Here is a 15,157-nt window from a genome sequence, read left to right on the forward strand (position 1 = left end):
ACTCAAAAATCGGTGCCCTGGATTGGGCAAAGTTTCCATGACCCTAAGGGCCAAAGTTTAAAATCCAATAACTGAGAATATCATTTCTGGCGTTTACCGAAGCCTGAACATCACCCGCCATTTTTTTTGGGATTGCTCTACAATCACCTGGTCTTCTTCAATTTCAACCAGGCGAAATCCTCCCACGGTCTGTCCCTCCCGGACAAGGATGCTGTTTATGACGGCAAGGCGTTTTTCAGGAACCGTTGACCAGGATATGGCGTTGATTGTCAGGTTTGCGTCTTCCATGACTGAAATTTCAGTGCCGGTAACCTGATTGGGTTTGGGGGCAGGTGGTTGTGGTGAAGAATCAAGGGTTCCCATGGCCGGTGGAGAAGGTTCGGAAGGGGGAATGGCCTTGGAAAGTTGTGGTGACAAGCCTTGATGTCTGGACCCAGGCCTTTGGAGTGGGGCGGCATGGGGTGCTGGGGAAGGAAGCTGTGATGGTTCTGCCTGGGCTACCGGGGCAGGGGGTTTTGGCTGTCTGGCAACGGCAATGTCGGGTGTTGGTTTTGCCTCTGTTTTAATGGGAGCCGTTTCTGGGGCCTGGGCTGTTTTGGGTGGAGCCGGTGTCACCGTTCCAGGGCCATGGAAAAAAAAGGTTACAAATGTGCCAGCGCCGATGAAAAGCAGGGTCAGGAAAATGATCCAGATCCACGGGGTTGTTTTGTTTGTTGTTCGGCGGGTTTTTTCTTTCCGGCGGTTTCGTTCCGGTCGGATATTCAGGCCCATGGCAGGTGTGGGTTCTGTCTGCTCCTCCAGGGTCTCCTGCTCAAGTTTTTTAAGGGCCTTTAATATGCTGCTCACGGTTTGCCTGGACTCCTTAAATGGGGCGTGGAAAATGAGCTTACCCTGTTGTAGAGAAGGATCCTGGTCATGGGGCCGGCAAGCCCGTCGACGGTGATTCCGTTTTCTGATTGGATTTCAATGATGGCCTGTTTGACCCTGTCGTCATAATCAGCGGTCAGGTTGATGCCTTGAAACCCAATGGCTTTCAGGAGAAGCTTCAGGTTGATAATCTGGGAGCCAGGGGAACGCTTTGAGATGATACCGCTTAGCCCTGGGCTCTCCCGGAACGGGATATAGGCCATCCCGGTTAAAAAGGGGGCAAGCGTTTCGGGCAGGATTCTGCAGGCGTCCAGAGCCTCTCCTGCCGTGATGATCCACTCGTTCTGGTCTGCTATGGCTGAAACCAGCAGGTAGCCCTTCGTGTTCTGGTCTGGAAGGATAAAGGGAAGGATAACGGGCAGGTTGAGTGCCTTGATTATTGAAACGTCTTGTTTAAGGCGGATTACCGCCAATCCCTGTTCCATGGCCCCTATTTTGAAAAAGTCATGGTCTGCCTGGATCTGGCTGACCATGGGGGTGATGGTGGGGGTAATCTGCTGTTTCCATATTGAGATTACACGACCCAGGGTGGTCTCCCGGGTGGCGGTGGGGCTGTTTTCAGCAAGGTAGTGCCGAACGGTTTTTTGATATCGGATCGGGCCTTGTGTAACCTTTTTTTTGATTCCAGGAACAATCGGTAAAAGCGTGTCCATTGTTGGGGACGGCGTTGATAACGGGAGGTTGACTGGAACGTCTGTCCCTGTGCTTTGCTGGGCGTTCTGGACAGACAAAGGGGGTGAAGAAAAAGGAAGAAACGAAATCTGCCTGTGGAAAACCAGGAGGCCTATCACCAGGGCAATCAGCCCCGGGAGTAAGAATCTTCCAGCCGTTGCCAGGGCGGGCCGTCGCCCTTGCCCGCGAGATGAAAGTTCGTGGATGGCAAGCCTTGCCGTGGACCGTGCGATCCTGGGGCGGTTCTGGCTGTAAGCCACAACCAGTGCCCGGTCACAGGCAATGTTTATCAGTCTTGGTATGCCTCCGGAATAGCGGTAGATCGACCGTTGGGCACCCGGGGCAAAGAGATTGGCCTCTCTTCTGGATGCCACATTGACGCGGTGGTTGATATATGCCCGGGTCTCATTGAGGCTCATGGGCAGCAGGCGGCAGCTCAGGTTGATGCGCTGGCCCAGCTGGCGAAGGGCATGGGAGCCCAGAAGCGTTTCAAGTTCAGGCTGACCGACCAGGATGATCTGGATCAGCTTGTTCTTTGTGGTCTCCAGGTTGGAGAGCATTCTTAGCTGTTCCAGGGTTTCGATGCTGAGATTCTGGGCTTCGTCAATGAGAAGAATCACCGATCTTCCCCGGCGGCTGTTTTCAACGAGAAAATGGTTCAGGGTTTCAACGAGTTCGGTGGGGGTGTCGGCTGTGGCGTCAATGGCGAGTTCTTTGTTGACGGCCCTTAAGAGCCCCAGGGCATCCAGGTTTGTGTTAAAGATAAATGCGGCATCTACACCTGGATCAAGGTTTTCCAGGAATACACGGCACAGGGTGGTCTTGCCCGTACCGGCTTCCCCTGTTATTTCCACAAACCCATCTCCCTGGGTGGTGGCATAGGTGAGGTGGGCAAGGGCCTCTTCATGGCTTTTCCCGAGAAAGAGGAATTCAGGGTTGGGGACAAGTTTAAAGGGCTTTTCCTTAAAACCGAAATAGGTGTTGTACATGGTGTTCAGACCTTGAGTTTTGCGAGAAAGGGCAGGGCACAAAATCCTGCCAGGGCCGAAATTACATACATGGTCTCAAGGCCCGTATGGTCGCCGATGATGCCCACCGCCACAATGGTGAATGATCTTACCACAAAAGAAACCATCATGAATAGACCGTTTGCGGCAGCGGGACTTTCCTTACCTGCCTTTTGCACAACGGCCAGCATCACGGGTGTTGTTGAGAGGATAAAGAAGCCGGTCAAAAGGAGCATGGTAAAACGTATGACGCCTGTTGACATCACAAAACCCAGAAGTGTGACCGGGGCTGCGGCAAGGGCAATGAAAAGAATGCGGCGCTTGCCCATGCGGTCACTCAAGGTTCCACTGGTAAGAACACCGACCACGCCCATGGCCTCATAGCAGGCAAGGGCAGATCCGGCAAGCCAGAGGTTCCCGGTCTGCCGTTCCACAAATACGGGAAGAAACACGGCCATGGCCGAATGCATGAAGGCCCTGGCCGAAAGGATGCCGGCCAGGGGAACAAGGACCGGCCCGAGAATGGTAAATGCTGAGGAAAAAGTTGCTTTTTTTGCGGGTGGGGGCGTTATTTCCACCGGGGCGAGTTTCAGGAAGAGCAGGATCGAGGTGGCAATGGCAAAGAGCATGACCGGATAAAAGTGATCCAGGCCGAACAGGCTGACAAAACCAACGCCAATCAGCGGTCCGAGCATTCTTGCAGCCTCGCCGCCTGCCATGTAGAAGCTCATTCCCCGGCCCACCTGATTGCCCGATGCCTGGCAGATGAGAACCGGGGCTGGTACATGGAACAGGGCCACGCTGGTCCCTGCCAGGAGAAATAGAAACAAGAGTGCTGCAAATGAGTCCACATTTCCCACAAGGCTCATGGGAACGGCCGTGAGGCTGGGGGTTAGAATGACAAGCCAACGTGCAAGTCTTTTTTTATCCACAAGGGCGCCGATCAGGGGGTTGAGCAGGGCGGGTAACTGGAGCATGGTAGACAGCACCCCAGCCTGGCCGAGGCTGATGCTGAGTTTGTCAATGATCAAAGGCAGAAGGGGTGCAAGAAAGCTTGTGTAAATGTCATGGACAAAGTGTGAAAATGAGAGAAGAACGACGTTGGTGGTCTGGAAGGGCTTTTTTTCCATGGGGCCTTTGGTTGGGTAGCGCCTGGGTGATGGATGTCAAAAAGGACCGGGATTTTTGTTCTCGGCCCTTTTTATGAAATCTGGGATCAATCTATTGTTTGAACGAAAACGCGTTTTTGAACGGCTCGAAGAGGAGCTATGCTCACAAACTTGCCCATATGCAAGGCGCAAAAAATTTTGAAACCGGAGCGTACTATTGTACGTGAGGATTGCAAAATTTTGCACCAACGCCGCAGATGGGTGAGTTTTCGTTCAAATACTATCTAAATGTCGTAGTAGAGGAAGAACTCATGGGGATGGGGCCGACGGCTCACCTCCTTTGCCTCGTTTTCGCGTTTGTACTTGATCCAGCGCTCAATGGCGTCCTTTGTGAAGACACCGCCCTTGAGCAGAAAGGCGTGATCGTTTTCAAGGGCATCCAGGGCCTCCTCAAGGGAAGCCGGGGCCGATCCCATCTCTGCCAGCTCTTCAGGTGGCAGATCGTAGATGTTCTTGTCCATGGGATCACCTGGGTCCATCTTGTTCTGGATGCCGTCGATCATGGCCATGGTCATGGCGGAAAAGGCCAGATATCCGTTGCACGAGGGGTCTGGTGTTCTGAATTCGATGCGTTTTGCCTTCGGGTTTTGGGAGTACATGGGAATGCGTATGGCAGCGCTTCGGTTACGGCTTGAGTAGGCAAGGTTGATGGGTGCTTCAAACCCGGGTACCAGGCGCTTGTAAGAATTGGTGGTGGGGTTGGTGATGGCACACAACGCCTTGCAGTGGTGCATGATACCGCCGATGGCAAACAATGCCATCTCAGATACCCCGCCATACTTGTTGCCGGCAAACAACGGTTTTCCCTCCTTCCACAGGGAAAGATGGGTGTGCATACCCGACCCGTTGTCCTCAAACAACGGTTTGGGCATGAAGGTGACCGAGTGGTTGTACTTTGCAGCCACATTTTTCAGCACATACTTGAACCAGGCCAGTTGATCCCCCATTTTGACAAGGCTTGAGAACCTCAGGTCGATCTCAGACTGGCCGGCCGTTGCAACCTCATGGTGCTGGCACTCCATGGCAATGCCAAGATCCTCAAGGGTGAGCATCATTTCGGTTCTCATGTCCTGGTACTGATCTGAAGGCGGCAGGGGAAAGTAGCCGTGCTTGTGGCGGATCTTGTAGCCCAGGTTAGGCATTTCATCACGATCGGAGTTCCAGATGGCCTCCTTGGAGTCGATTTCGTAGAAGCTGGCGTTGTTTTCCGAGGCATATCGCACATTGTCAAAGATGAAAAACTCAGGTTCAGGTCCCACATAGATGGTGTCGGCAAGACCCGTGCTCTTGACGTACTGTTCGACCTTTTTTGCAATGTACCTGGGATCCCTGGAATAGGGCTCATGGGTGATGGGGTCCAGAATATCTCCGATCACCGCCAGGGTGGGAACTTCAAAAAAGGGGTCCATTACGGCCGTGGAAGAATCCGGCACAACGATCATGTCGCTGTTGTCAATATTCTGCCAGGCCCTCATGCTTGAACCGTCAAATCCAAAGCCGTCCTCAAACGAGGATTCCGTAAATTCGCAGGCAGGGACGGTGAAATGCTGCCAGGTACCTGGAAAATCCATGTATCGGATATCGATTACTCGGATGTTTTTTTCTTTTATCATTGCAACAACGTCTTTTGCCTTCATCTCTTGCCTCCACCTTTGTGTGTTGGAATTGGGTTCTATAGTGCTTCGATCCCTTTTTCCCCTGTCCTGACCCGGATGACCTGTTCAACGGGCATGACAAAGATTTTTCCGTCGCCGATTTTACCCGTGTTGGCGGCCTTGCATATGGTTTCCACTACTTCATCGGCCCTCTCCTTGTCAACAATGATTTCAAGTTTGATCTTGGGCACAAAGTCCACCACATACTCGGCGCCACGATAAATCTCCTTGTGTCCTTTTTGTCTGCCGTATCCCTTGACCTCAGTGATGGTCATGCCATGGATTCCGATTTCGTTTAATGACTCCTTGACATCATCGAGTTTAAACGGTTTTATAATTGCTTCAATTTTTTTCATTAAGAATCTCCTTATTGTCGGGCATGGCTTTATTCCGTGCCCATGGTTATTTTCGGAAGTGCCTTTAAAATTGTCTGTTTGACCTGTTCTGCCCTTTCGTCTGATTGAATTTTGTTATCTTCCATGGAGCGAACGTAAAATACATCCACCACCTGGTCCACCTTTGTGGCCACCATGGCCATGCGGACATCAAGCCCCTGGCGATACAGCGCGTTGGTTACGGCAAAGAGCAGGCCAGGGAAGTCATAGGTAAAGACCTCAATAATCGTAAAAAAACTTGAGGTAGCGTTGTCTATTTTGACAAGGTTGGGTCTGAGGATATTTCCCTTGGGGGGGGTAAGTGTTTTTGGAATCTTTGACCTGAGTCGCTGGAGAAAGGTGTCGTCGTCCAAGGCCTTGTATAGTTGCTGTTCGGCGGTCTCCCATTTTTCCGCTTCAAATATGCGGTCGGCCGGAGGGGTCACCTTGAATATGTCGAGTACAATTTCTCCGCCCCACGAAAAGGCCTGGGACCCCAGAATGTTAAGGTTGTTAAGGAAAAAGACACCGGCAAGTTTGGAGTAAAACCCGGGCTTGTCTCTTCCGCAGATGGCCACGGTTCTGACGTCTGAGTTGGCTTCCCGGGAGATTTTCCAGGTGAAATTTTTATTTCCAAGCTTTTTGAACAGCTCTAAATGCTCAACAATAACGTCGGGCGCCATATGAAGGAGGTAGCGGTTGGCCATGGAGTCAAGTTCCCGGAGCAGGCTGCTTTCGCTCCATCCGTCGCGTTTGAGTGCCAGAACCTCCGCTTTTTTAGCCTCAATAACCCGGGTTGCTTTTTTTGAAGCCAGTTCCCCTTTTTTCAGGATGTTGAGGGTCTTTAAAAAAAGATCGCGCAGGAGGTTTTCGGTCCAGTCGTTCCATGCCTTGGATCCGGTTGCCATGGAGTCTGCGACGCTCAGGAGGTAGAGTTTTCTTAATCTGCTGACTGTTTCTATTTTGCTTGCACAGAATACGGCCGTCTCCTCATCGCTGATATCCCTTCTGGTGGCCGTTTTGACAAGAAACAGGTGGTTTTGTACCAGGAAAACCGCCTCTTGGATTTCTCCGGGATTGTACCCCAGACGTTTTAAAATAACGGCTGTTATTTGAGCCCCCTTTGTCGAATGTTCAGAGGCGGGATCTCCCTTGCCAATGTCATGGAAAAGCGCCGCAAGGAGTAGAATTCTTCTGTTTCTGACCTCATTGAAAACAGCTGAGTATAAATCGGCTTCAGAATCTTTTTTCCGACGCTTGAATCCGTTGATCACCTGAACACAGCGTATGGAGTGTTTGTCCACGGGGAAAAGGTGGTACTGATTGTACTGGATCTTGTTGGCGATGGCCGACATCTCAGGTATGTACCGTTCGAGAAGTCCGGTTGCCAGCATGACAAACAGAACGTTGAACTCCCACAGGGAGGAGGCGAGGATTTTTTCAAAATCCCGGGCATTGGCCGGGGACTCTCTGAAGCCTTTGTCAATTAGAGGGGCAAAGTCGGCAACAATCCGCCTTGACTCAAGGGAGATGGGTATCTTGAGTCGTCCGCTCTCCACAAAGATTTTGAGGAGAAGCTCCAGGTGAGAGGGGATCTCCTCAACCGACGAAAAGTAAAGCCTTCGCTGCCGGATGATAATGCCGGGGTGCTTGGTCGGTTTGATCCGTGGCTTTCCGAAGCGCGGGGACCGGGTAAAAAGGATGTCTTCGGTCACCACCTGGGTGATCTGTTTGATGAAGTCGGTGCGGGTATGAAGGTCGCCAAGGAAAATCTCAACCCCGGCCAGACCCTTTTTATCATGATAGCCCAGCTGTTTTGCCACCTCCACCTGGTGATCAAAATGGAGCTGGTCACATTTTCTGCCCGTCAGATAGTGGAGCATGTTTCGGACCTGCCAGATGAAATTGAGGGCTTCCTCAAGGGTCTCAAATTCGTCATGGGAGAGGAAACCATGGTGTTCAAGCTCTTTTCTGGTCTTTATGTCAGCCTTGATACGCCCATACCAGAGCAGGGTGTGGTAATCCCTTAACCCGCCGTGGCCGGATTTGAGGTTGGGTTCGAGCAGATAGGTGGAATCTCCAAAATCGGTGTGGCGTTTTTCTCCGTTTTTCACCAGCCGGGTAAGGCTTGTGGCAAGGTGGCGCCTGTTAAGCTCCTTTTTGAACCGCTCCATGAGCAGGAGGTAGACGTGGGAAGCGCCGCAGATGAACCTTGCGTCAAGGAAGGTTGTCATCACATCAAACTGTTCCCAGGCCATGGAGAGACACTCCTTGATGGTCCGGACGGCATAACCTGTTTCAAGGCGGGCGTCCCACAGGGGGTAGACAAGCTCCTTGATCAGATCGTCGGCGTTTGGAGGAATCTTTTTTTCAAACAGAACAAGAAGGTCTACATCAGAATGGATGCATTGCTCCTGGCGACCATACCCGCCAAGGGCAATCAGGGCAACGGGGTTGCCGTTGGTCAGCATGGTTCGGGCTGCGTCACTTTTGGTAAAGACCGTCTGAAAGTATTCATCCAGAATTTGGGTAAAGGCAACAAGAAATTCGGGCTGTCTTTTTTTCAGAAATCGCTCTACCAGGACATTGCGTCGTTCTATTAATTGCTGGGAATCAAGTTTATCCATGGTCTCCTGGAAGTTTTTGTAACAATTATGGTTGAGCCGATAGAGTCATAACTGCACGACTGGAGAATGTATAAGCAATTTCTGTGCCCGGGGTCAGAGGTTCGCCGGTACTGCATTCCAGGATTTGATTGCTTTAAAAAAATTACATTAAAGGAATCAAATTTACAAAAACGTAATAAATGAGAAGTGGCATAACCTGAAGCCGCACAAAATTTGCGGCTCCAGGTTGAAATCCGGTGAGTCAGGCTTGACGGGATACTACTTGTCCAATTTTTCCTGCTCTTTTTCCTTGTCGTCCTTGTCGCCTTCGTTAAGTTCTGCATCCCGGGTTGCTTTCTTAAAATTCTTGATCCCTTTTCCTATTCCAGAGCCGATTTCAGGAAGTTTTCCCGCTCCAAATATGATGAGGATAATCACAAGGATAATTATCAGTTCTGGCATTCCAAGTCCACCAATCATCACCTACTCCTGTTTTTATGATATTTTGTTGCCTGTTGCGTAAAATCAAATGAAATAGATACCATTGTGTTTGTGAAGTGTCAATGTTTTAGAAGCGTTCCCATTCCAGATGCTTTGTTCATGCCTTTTGGAGTTGTTCCAGAAATTTTTATGGGGGCGGGTGCCGGTTTTTTTTCAGGCTCAAACCAAATGAGATGGGATGACCTGGAACCCGGGATTAAATTTTACATCTAAAAACGTTAGTGCTCTAATCATTGAAAAATTATCAGATGCGGGGTATATGAATTTAAAACATAATATTTTTGTGCAACCTTTAACAGGAGTTCCCATGACACACAACAGCCCGTCAAATGTACGATTTTCCGGTGCCACCAAATATGTGCTTGACAGTGAACTTGCAGGAATCGTCAATGTTTCCATGGCCCTTGAGATGCCGCTTCTGCTGAAGGGCGAGCCCGGAACTGGCAAGACTATGCTGGCCTACGCAATTGCCGAAAGTCTTGATATGCCTCTGATTGTGCTCAATGTGAAATCCAGCATGAAGCTTATTGAAGCCCTTTATCAGTATGACACCCTGACCCGCCTCAACGACAGCCGCTTTGGAGATTCCATGCGGGAGGTGAGCAATATCGATGATTACATCAAGATGGGCAAGATCGGCCAGGCTTTTACCGCACCCCACCGCACCGTTCTTCTCATCGACGAGATCGACAAGGCCGATACCGATTTCCAGGATGATATGCTGGATGTGCTGGACCAGATGCAGTTTGACATCATTGAGACCGACCAGACAATCAAGGCCGTGAACCGGCCTGTGATCATCATCACCTCAAACGCCAAAAAGGACCTGTCCGATCCATTCCTGGGTCGGTGCAATTTCCACCACATTGCCTTTCCCGATCCTAAAATGATGAGAAAAATCATTGACATTCATTTTCCCGATATCGACAAGACTCTTGCCGAAAATGCCATCAACGCATTTTTTACCATGCGTGAACTGGACGGGGTTGAAAAAAAACCAGCGACAAGGGAGCTGATTAACTGGATTCGTGCCTTGAATGCCGATCCAGACTTTAAGTCCAGGGACCTTATCAAGGGAGAACTCCCCTTTCTCGGGGTGTTGTTCAAGAAAAGTCCGGACTATGACCGGGCAAGAAGCCTCACCCCAAGGCGGCGGCTTTTCTAGTCGGCATGGCCGGAGCAGGGTATGGCTTATGGCTTGCTGCCACAACGAAGCATGAAACTTGAATCTTCGACAGCAGAGGCGACCAGAGGGAGGTTTTGCCCGTAGCGGATTAAACGGCAGCGGTCAGCATGGACGCTGAAGGAGCTGCCGTTTCCCTCGGAGCAGCCCAGGACGGGCTGCGAGAATGAGCGGAGGGCAATACCTTCCTCTGGTTGACGGAATGATACGAGTTTCTTATAAATATGGAGAGGGCTGGACCATGTTCATCACATTTTTTTATAAGCTCAAGGAGGTGGGGGTTCCTGTCTCACCCACGGCTTTTTTAACCCTTCAAAAGGCCCTGGACAGGGGGCTTGTCTCAACACTGGATGATTTTTATACCACGGCCAGGGCCGTTCTGGTTAAGAGTGAACGTTATTTTGATCTCTACGACCAGGTGTTTGCCTTCTGCTTTGAAGGTGTCGCGCTCCCCGACAGCAGTGGGTTTGAGGTTGATGAGGTGGCAAGGGCCATGCTTGACGAATGGCTGAAAAATCCCAAACAGCTGGCCAACGCCCTTGGTATTGATCCGGCCAAACTTGCCGATCTCTCCCCGGATGAACTCATCGACTATTTCAAACAGCGGCTCAAAGACCAGGAGGGCCGCCATGAGGGTGGAAACAAATGGATCGGCACGGGCGGCACATCCCCGGTGGGGCACTCGGGCTACCACCCCGGCGGTATGCGGGTCGGTGGAGAGTCCCGGAACAAGTCTGCTGTAAAAGTTGCCAACGAGCGGCGTTACAAGGACTACTCTGCAAGGGGGCCGTTAACTCAGGCCATGGTGGGAGAAGCTTTAAAAAGACTTCGCAACATGGTGCCCACCGGTCCCAGGGACGAGATCAACATCCACGACACTATTTACAAAACCATGAAAAATGCCGGTGAGATCGAGCTTGTTTTTGATCGATCCATGCGGGACCGCCTCAAGATTATCCTTGCCATTGACAACGGGGGGTGGTCCATGGATCCCTACATCTCCGTGGTTCAGACCCTGTTTGACTATGCCCGGGCCCAGTTCAAGGAGGTCAAGACGGTGTTTTTCCACAACACCATCTACGACCATGTGTGGGAAGACCCCCAGCGATATCGGAAGCCCTTACGGGTGGATGATTTTACCCGACGTGATCCTGAAACCCGTTTCATTGTTCTTGGGGATGCCAGCATGGCACCCTATGAACTCATGGCTGCCGACGGTTCCATCCACGTAAGTGGCAGGAGCGGCAAGCCGAGCATTGAGCGCCTGCGTTTCATCGCTGAAACCTTTGCCCATTGTGTGTGGCTCAATCCCGTGCAGGAGTCCATGTGGGGGTATACCCATTCCATCATGGCCATTTCTTCGGTTTTTCCCATGTTTGAACTTTCCCTGGATGGCCTGGAAAAGGCTGTATCCCGTCTTATGATCCGCTAGGACGGTCAACATTGTAAAGCTTGCAGGTGTTGTTCCACACGGTTTCAGACAAGGTTTCAATATCCGCCTGTCTAACCTCGGCCAGCCGTTCCATTACAAATTTTACAAAGGCGGGTTCGTTTCGACGCACCTTGTTTTTCCGGGGGGCAGGGGTGAGATAGGGGGCATCCGTTTCGATGAGGATGCGATCCTCTGGGATCATGGGGGCCAGTCTGCGAAGTTCGGCCCCCCGTTGTTTGATGGTAAGGATACCCGTGATGCCGATGTGAAAGCCAAGGTCAAGGTAGCTGAACATTTCTTCTTTTGTTCCTGAAAAACAGTGGACAACGCCTTGGGGAGCCTTGAAGTTGAAGGCCTTGACCATTTCCTGGAACCGTCCCATGGAGTCTCGTTCATGGAAGATCATTGGCAGGCCGAGATCTTCGGCTGCGGCCATCTGGGTTTCAAACCATAGTTCCTGAACACTGGCCGGCGAGTGCATGCGGTTAAAGTCCAGGCCGATTTCTCCCCAGGCCCTTACGCAGTCGTTCTGGGCAAGTTCCTTTAAGGTATCGATGGTTTCAGAGGTGCAGCCTTCGGCATCATGGGGATGGATGCCCACGGCCGTATATATATTGCCATGTGTTCGGGCAAGGCAGATGGCTTTTTCAGATGTTTCAATGCTGACCCCTGCTATCATCATGGCCTTAACCCCGGCCTCGCTGGCGCGCTCGAGCATTGGGTCAAAATCTTCTTCAAAACAGGGATCGTTAATATGGCAATGGCTGTCAAAGAGCCTCATGGTTTATTCCTCCTCATGTCAATGGTAAAAACATTCATATTTACAGGATATTAAGGTCAAGATCAAGCTCAACATGGATTTGGCAGCAATTCTAATTAGAATTGCTTTGGTGAATGGCTTGGATTCGTGATATATATACAATGTCATTTCTCCCATGCCTGTATCGTGAATTTCCATGGGGTTATCCATGTAAAATATCTGACCCGTTGACTGGATATCAAACAGGCAAACAGGTAAGATGGTGTTAACTGGACCTTGGGTTGAAGACCGGAATGGTCCGAACAAGGAGGCAATATGAATTCCCAGGATATTTTTAAAAATGCATTGATCTATGAGCGAAAGATTCGAGATCTGTATCTGTCCGCAGTAGACACCATTGACGATGACAGGGGAAAATCCATTTTTAAGGCCCTGGCCGATGATGAACAATCCCACATTGATTTTCTGGAACACGGTCTGGATCTGCTTGCCCAGGAAAGAGAGATTGACATTGAAAGCCTGAAATCCGACATCTCGCCAGTGGTTGATGATGGGATTGAGCAGATGAAAGATCGGATTCCAGAACAGATGCTCGGCGATGTCAAGCGGGTCCTGAATGCAGCCCTGGGCCTGGAAATTGAAACCAGCCGTTTTTATAAAAAAGCCTGCGAAAATTCCCAGGGCCCCATCAGGGAGATGCTCGAGAAGTTTTATGAGATTGAACAGCGCCATGTGGAGGTGGTTCAGGTTCAACTGGATTATGCAACCGGCAGCGGATACTGGTTCAATTTCATGGAAAAGGATATGGAAGATTAACCAGGGGAACTTTTTTGTCTGGCTTGACAATGCCTACATTGTGGTATAGTAATTTTACATTATGCCAATTTTAAAGGAGCCGACAATGGAGATCCTCAACGCAAGCGACGCTGCATGCAAGAGCGAACATCAATTCATATCCGAGCACAGGGAAAAGCTTCCCGGTGTAATCGAAACCGTCCTTGCCAGTATGGAGGATGAGACCTGCTTTGCCCACATCGGGGATGAGCCTATCCATTTTTCCACCTCGGTCAAGGTCATGGTGGATAAATTCAGGGAGGTTCTCTTCCCCGGTTATTTCTCGAAAAAAAAGCTTGATGCAGCTAACCTTGCTTACTGCATGGGCCAGAATATTTCCGAGCTCCACGACATTCTGTCCGAGCAGATTGTGCATGTCATGCGCCATGACTGCCTTAGATATGGACAGGCCTGCACGGATTGTGAAAGAAGAGGGCAGGAGATGGCCCTGGCCGTCATTGAAAAGGTGCCCGGAGTCAGACAGGCCCTTGCCGAGGATGTAAGGGGGGCCTATGATGGTGATCCTGCAGCCAAAAGCCATGACGAGGTGATCTTCAGCTATCCCGGGCTCTTTGCCATCACCGTGTATCGGATTGCCCATATTCTTCATCAGCTTCAGATTCCCCAGCTGCCACGGATCATGTCCGAGCATGCCCACAGTCTTACCGGCATCGATATCCATCCCGGCGCCCGGATTGGACGGCGTTTTGTCATTGACCATGGGACGGGTATTGTCATTGGCGAGACAAGCATCATTGGCAACAATGTCAGGATCTATCAGAACGTCACCATTGGAGCGCTTTCCCTGCCACCGGGTTCGGGCAAGAGTCTCAAGGGAAAGAAGCGCCACCCCACCATTGAGGATGATGTCATCGTCTATTCCGGGGCCACCATTCTCGGGGGGCAGACAACCATTGGACGAGGGTCGGTCATTGGCGGAAACGTCTGGATCACCGAATCCATCCCTGCCGATACCAAGGTTTTTATTGAAACCCCCAGGCTTATTTATCGATACAAGGAGAGGGAAAATGAATATTCTATCTGATCTTACAAAGGGCTGGGGATGCACACCCCTTGTCCATTTAAAGAGTTTGAGTTCCAGGTACCATGCAACAATTCTGGGAAAGGTCGAGGCGTACAACCCCATGGGCAGCATAAAGGACCGCATTGGTGTTGCCATGATCGAGGCCGCTGAACGAGAGGGGCTCATCACCAAAGACACTGTCATTGTGGAGCCGACCAGCGGGAATACCGGTATAGCCCTTGCCTTTACAGCGGCGGTCAAGGGGTTGAAACTGATTCTCACCATGCCTGAAACCATGAGTGTGGAGCGACGCAAACTGTTGAAACACCTGGGGGCAACCCTGGTGCTGACACCGGGTCCCCTTGGCATGAAAGGTGCCGTTGAAAAGGCCAGGGCCATTGTGGCTGAGACCGATAATGCATTTATGCCCGATCAGTTTTCCAACCCTGCCAACCCGGCTGTCCATGCAAAAACCACGGCCGAAGAAATCTGGATTGATACCGACGGAAAGGTTGACATCCTTGTGTCAGGGGTCGGCACCGGCGGCACCATCACCGGCGTCGCCGGGGTGATCAAACAGCGGCGGCCGTCGTTCAGGGCTGTTGCCGTGGAGCCGGCTGAGTCTCCTGTTTTGTCCGGTGGCGCCCCCGGACCCCATAAAATCCAGGGTATCGGGGCCGGGTTCATTCCCCAGGTTCTTGATCTTTCCCTTGTGGATGAGATTGTCCAGGTGGCATCCGCCGATGCCATGAAACAGGCAAAACAGCTTGCCCGGGACGAAGGCATCCTTTGCGGTATCTCGTCGGGTGCCGCCATCCAGGCTGTTATCGATCTTGCCTCAAAAGAGGAAAACAGGGAAAAACTCATGGTGGTTATTCTGCCCGACACGGGAGAAAGATATTTGAGCACCGATCTTTTCCTTGACTCTGTTTAGACAATAGGGTTGATATTAACTATGTTTTTGATAAAATGACCTGAATGATCGAAGCAGGGTCGTTTCCCGGAAATGCTGT

13 protein-coding genes are annotated in these 15,157 nt (G+C 51.0%); 5 read left to right on the top strand and 8 right to left on the bottom strand.

Annotated elements, in window-relative coordinates; translation table 11 throughout:
• Positions 1 to 93 precede the first annotated feature (93 nt).
• The 7 genes from HRM2_RS03290 to HRM2_RS03320 form a co-directional block, all read right to left on the bottom strand.
• Positions 94 to 846, bottom strand: coding sequence for a general secretion pathway protein GspB (locus HRM2_RS03290; RefSeq protein WP_012663041.1), 753 nt, complete (start codon positions 844 to 846; stop codon positions 94 to 96).
• Positions 843 to 2,588, bottom strand: coding sequence for an ExeA family protein (locus tag HRM2_RS24915; RefSeq protein ID WP_012663042.1), 1,746 nt, complete (start codon positions 2,586 to 2,588; stop codon positions 843 to 845). The genes HRM2_RS03290 and HRM2_RS24915 overlap by 4 nt, the downstream gene beginning before the upstream one ends.
• 5 nt (positions 2,589 to 2,593) lie before the next feature.
• Complete coding sequence (locus HRM2_RS03300) at positions 2,594 to 3,736, bottom strand: MFS transporter (protein WP_012663043.1); 1,143 nt, start codon at positions 3,734 to 3,736, stop codon at positions 2,594 to 2,596.
• 263 nt (positions 3,737 to 3,999) lie between these two features.
• A complete protein-coding gene (glnA, locus tag HRM2_RS03305; protein ID WP_012663044.1) occupies positions 4,000 to 5,412 on the bottom strand; it encodes a type I glutamate--ammonia ligase in 1,413 nt (470 codons plus the stop codon).
• A 35-nt stretch (positions 5,413 to 5,447) separates the two neighbouring features.
• A complete protein-coding gene (locus HRM2_RS03310; protein ID WP_012663045.1) occupies positions 5,448 to 5,786 on the bottom strand; it encodes a P-II family nitrogen regulator in 339 nt (112 codons plus the stop codon).
• Positions 5,787 to 5,815: 29 nt separating this feature from the next.
• Positions 5,816 to 8,431 carry a [protein-PII] uridylyltransferase gene (glnD, locus tag HRM2_RS03315; protein WP_012663046.1) on the bottom strand — a complete coding sequence of 872 codons (2,616 nt, stop codon included), beginning with the start codon at positions 8,429 to 8,431 and terminating at the stop codon, positions 5,816 to 5,818.
• Between the two features lie 258 nt (positions 8,432 to 8,689).
• A complete protein-coding gene (locus HRM2_RS03320) occupies positions 8,690 to 8,890 on the bottom strand; it encodes a twin-arginine translocase TatA/TatE family subunit (RefSeq protein WP_012663047.1) in 201 nt (66 codons plus the stop codon).
• Between the two features lie 328 nt (positions 8,891 to 9,218).
• On the opposite strand from HRM2_RS03320, the gene HRM2_RS03325 reads away from it, so the two are divergent.
• Both HRM2_RS03325 and HRM2_RS03330 read left to right on the top strand, forming a co-directional pair.
• Complete coding sequence (locus tag HRM2_RS03325; protein WP_012663048.1) at positions 9,219 to 10,076, top strand: AAA family ATPase; 858 nt, start codon at positions 9,219 to 9,221, stop codon at positions 10,074 to 10,076.
• A gap of 259 nt (positions 10,077 to 10,335) precedes the next feature.
• Positions 10,336 to 11,526 carry a vWA domain-containing protein gene (locus tag HRM2_RS03330; protein ID WP_041273020.1) on the top strand — a complete coding sequence of 397 codons (1,191 nt, stop codon included), beginning with the start codon at positions 10,336 to 10,338 and terminating at the stop codon, positions 11,524 to 11,526.
• On the opposite strand, the gene HRM2_RS03335 is transcribed toward HRM2_RS03330, so the two are convergent.
• Complete coding sequence (locus tag HRM2_RS03335) at positions 11,513 to 12,307, bottom strand: TatD family hydrolase (protein WP_012663050.1); 795 nt, start codon at positions 12,305 to 12,307, stop codon at positions 11,513 to 11,515. The genes HRM2_RS03330 and HRM2_RS03335 overlap by 14 nt on opposite strands.
• A 294-nt stretch (positions 12,308 to 12,601) precedes the next feature.
• Here HRM2_RS03335 and HRM2_RS03340 point away from each other — a divergent pair, with 294 nt between their 5' ends.
• The 3 genes from HRM2_RS03340 (at position 12,602) to cysK (ending at position 15,078) form a co-directional block, all read left to right on the top strand.
• Positions 12,602 to 13,102 carry a ferritin-like domain-containing protein gene (locus HRM2_RS03340; protein WP_012663051.1) on the top strand — a complete coding sequence of 167 codons (501 nt, stop codon included), beginning with the start codon at positions 12,602 to 12,604 and terminating at the stop codon, positions 13,100 to 13,102.
• Between the two features lie 85 nt (positions 13,103 to 13,187).
• Positions 13,188 to 14,165: a serine O-acetyltransferase EpsC gene (epsC, locus tag HRM2_RS03345; protein ID WP_012663052.1), complete on the top strand. Its 978-nt coding sequence runs from the start codon at positions 13,188 to 13,190 to the stop codon at positions 14,163 to 14,165.
• Positions 14,149 to 15,078: a cysteine synthase A gene (gene cysK / locus HRM2_RS03350; RefSeq protein WP_012663053.1), complete on the top strand. Its 930-nt coding sequence runs from the start codon at positions 14,149 to 14,151 to the stop codon at positions 15,076 to 15,078. The genes epsC and cysK overlap by 17 nt, the downstream gene beginning before the upstream one ends.
• The last annotated feature ends 79 nt before the right edge of the window (positions 15,079 to 15,157 follow it).

This window comes from Desulforapulum autotrophicum HRM2 (assembly GCF_000020365.1).
GTDB classification, from domain to species: domain Bacteria; phylum Desulfobacterota; class Desulfobacteria; order Desulfobacterales; family Desulfobacteraceae; genus Desulforapulum; species Desulforapulum autotrophicum.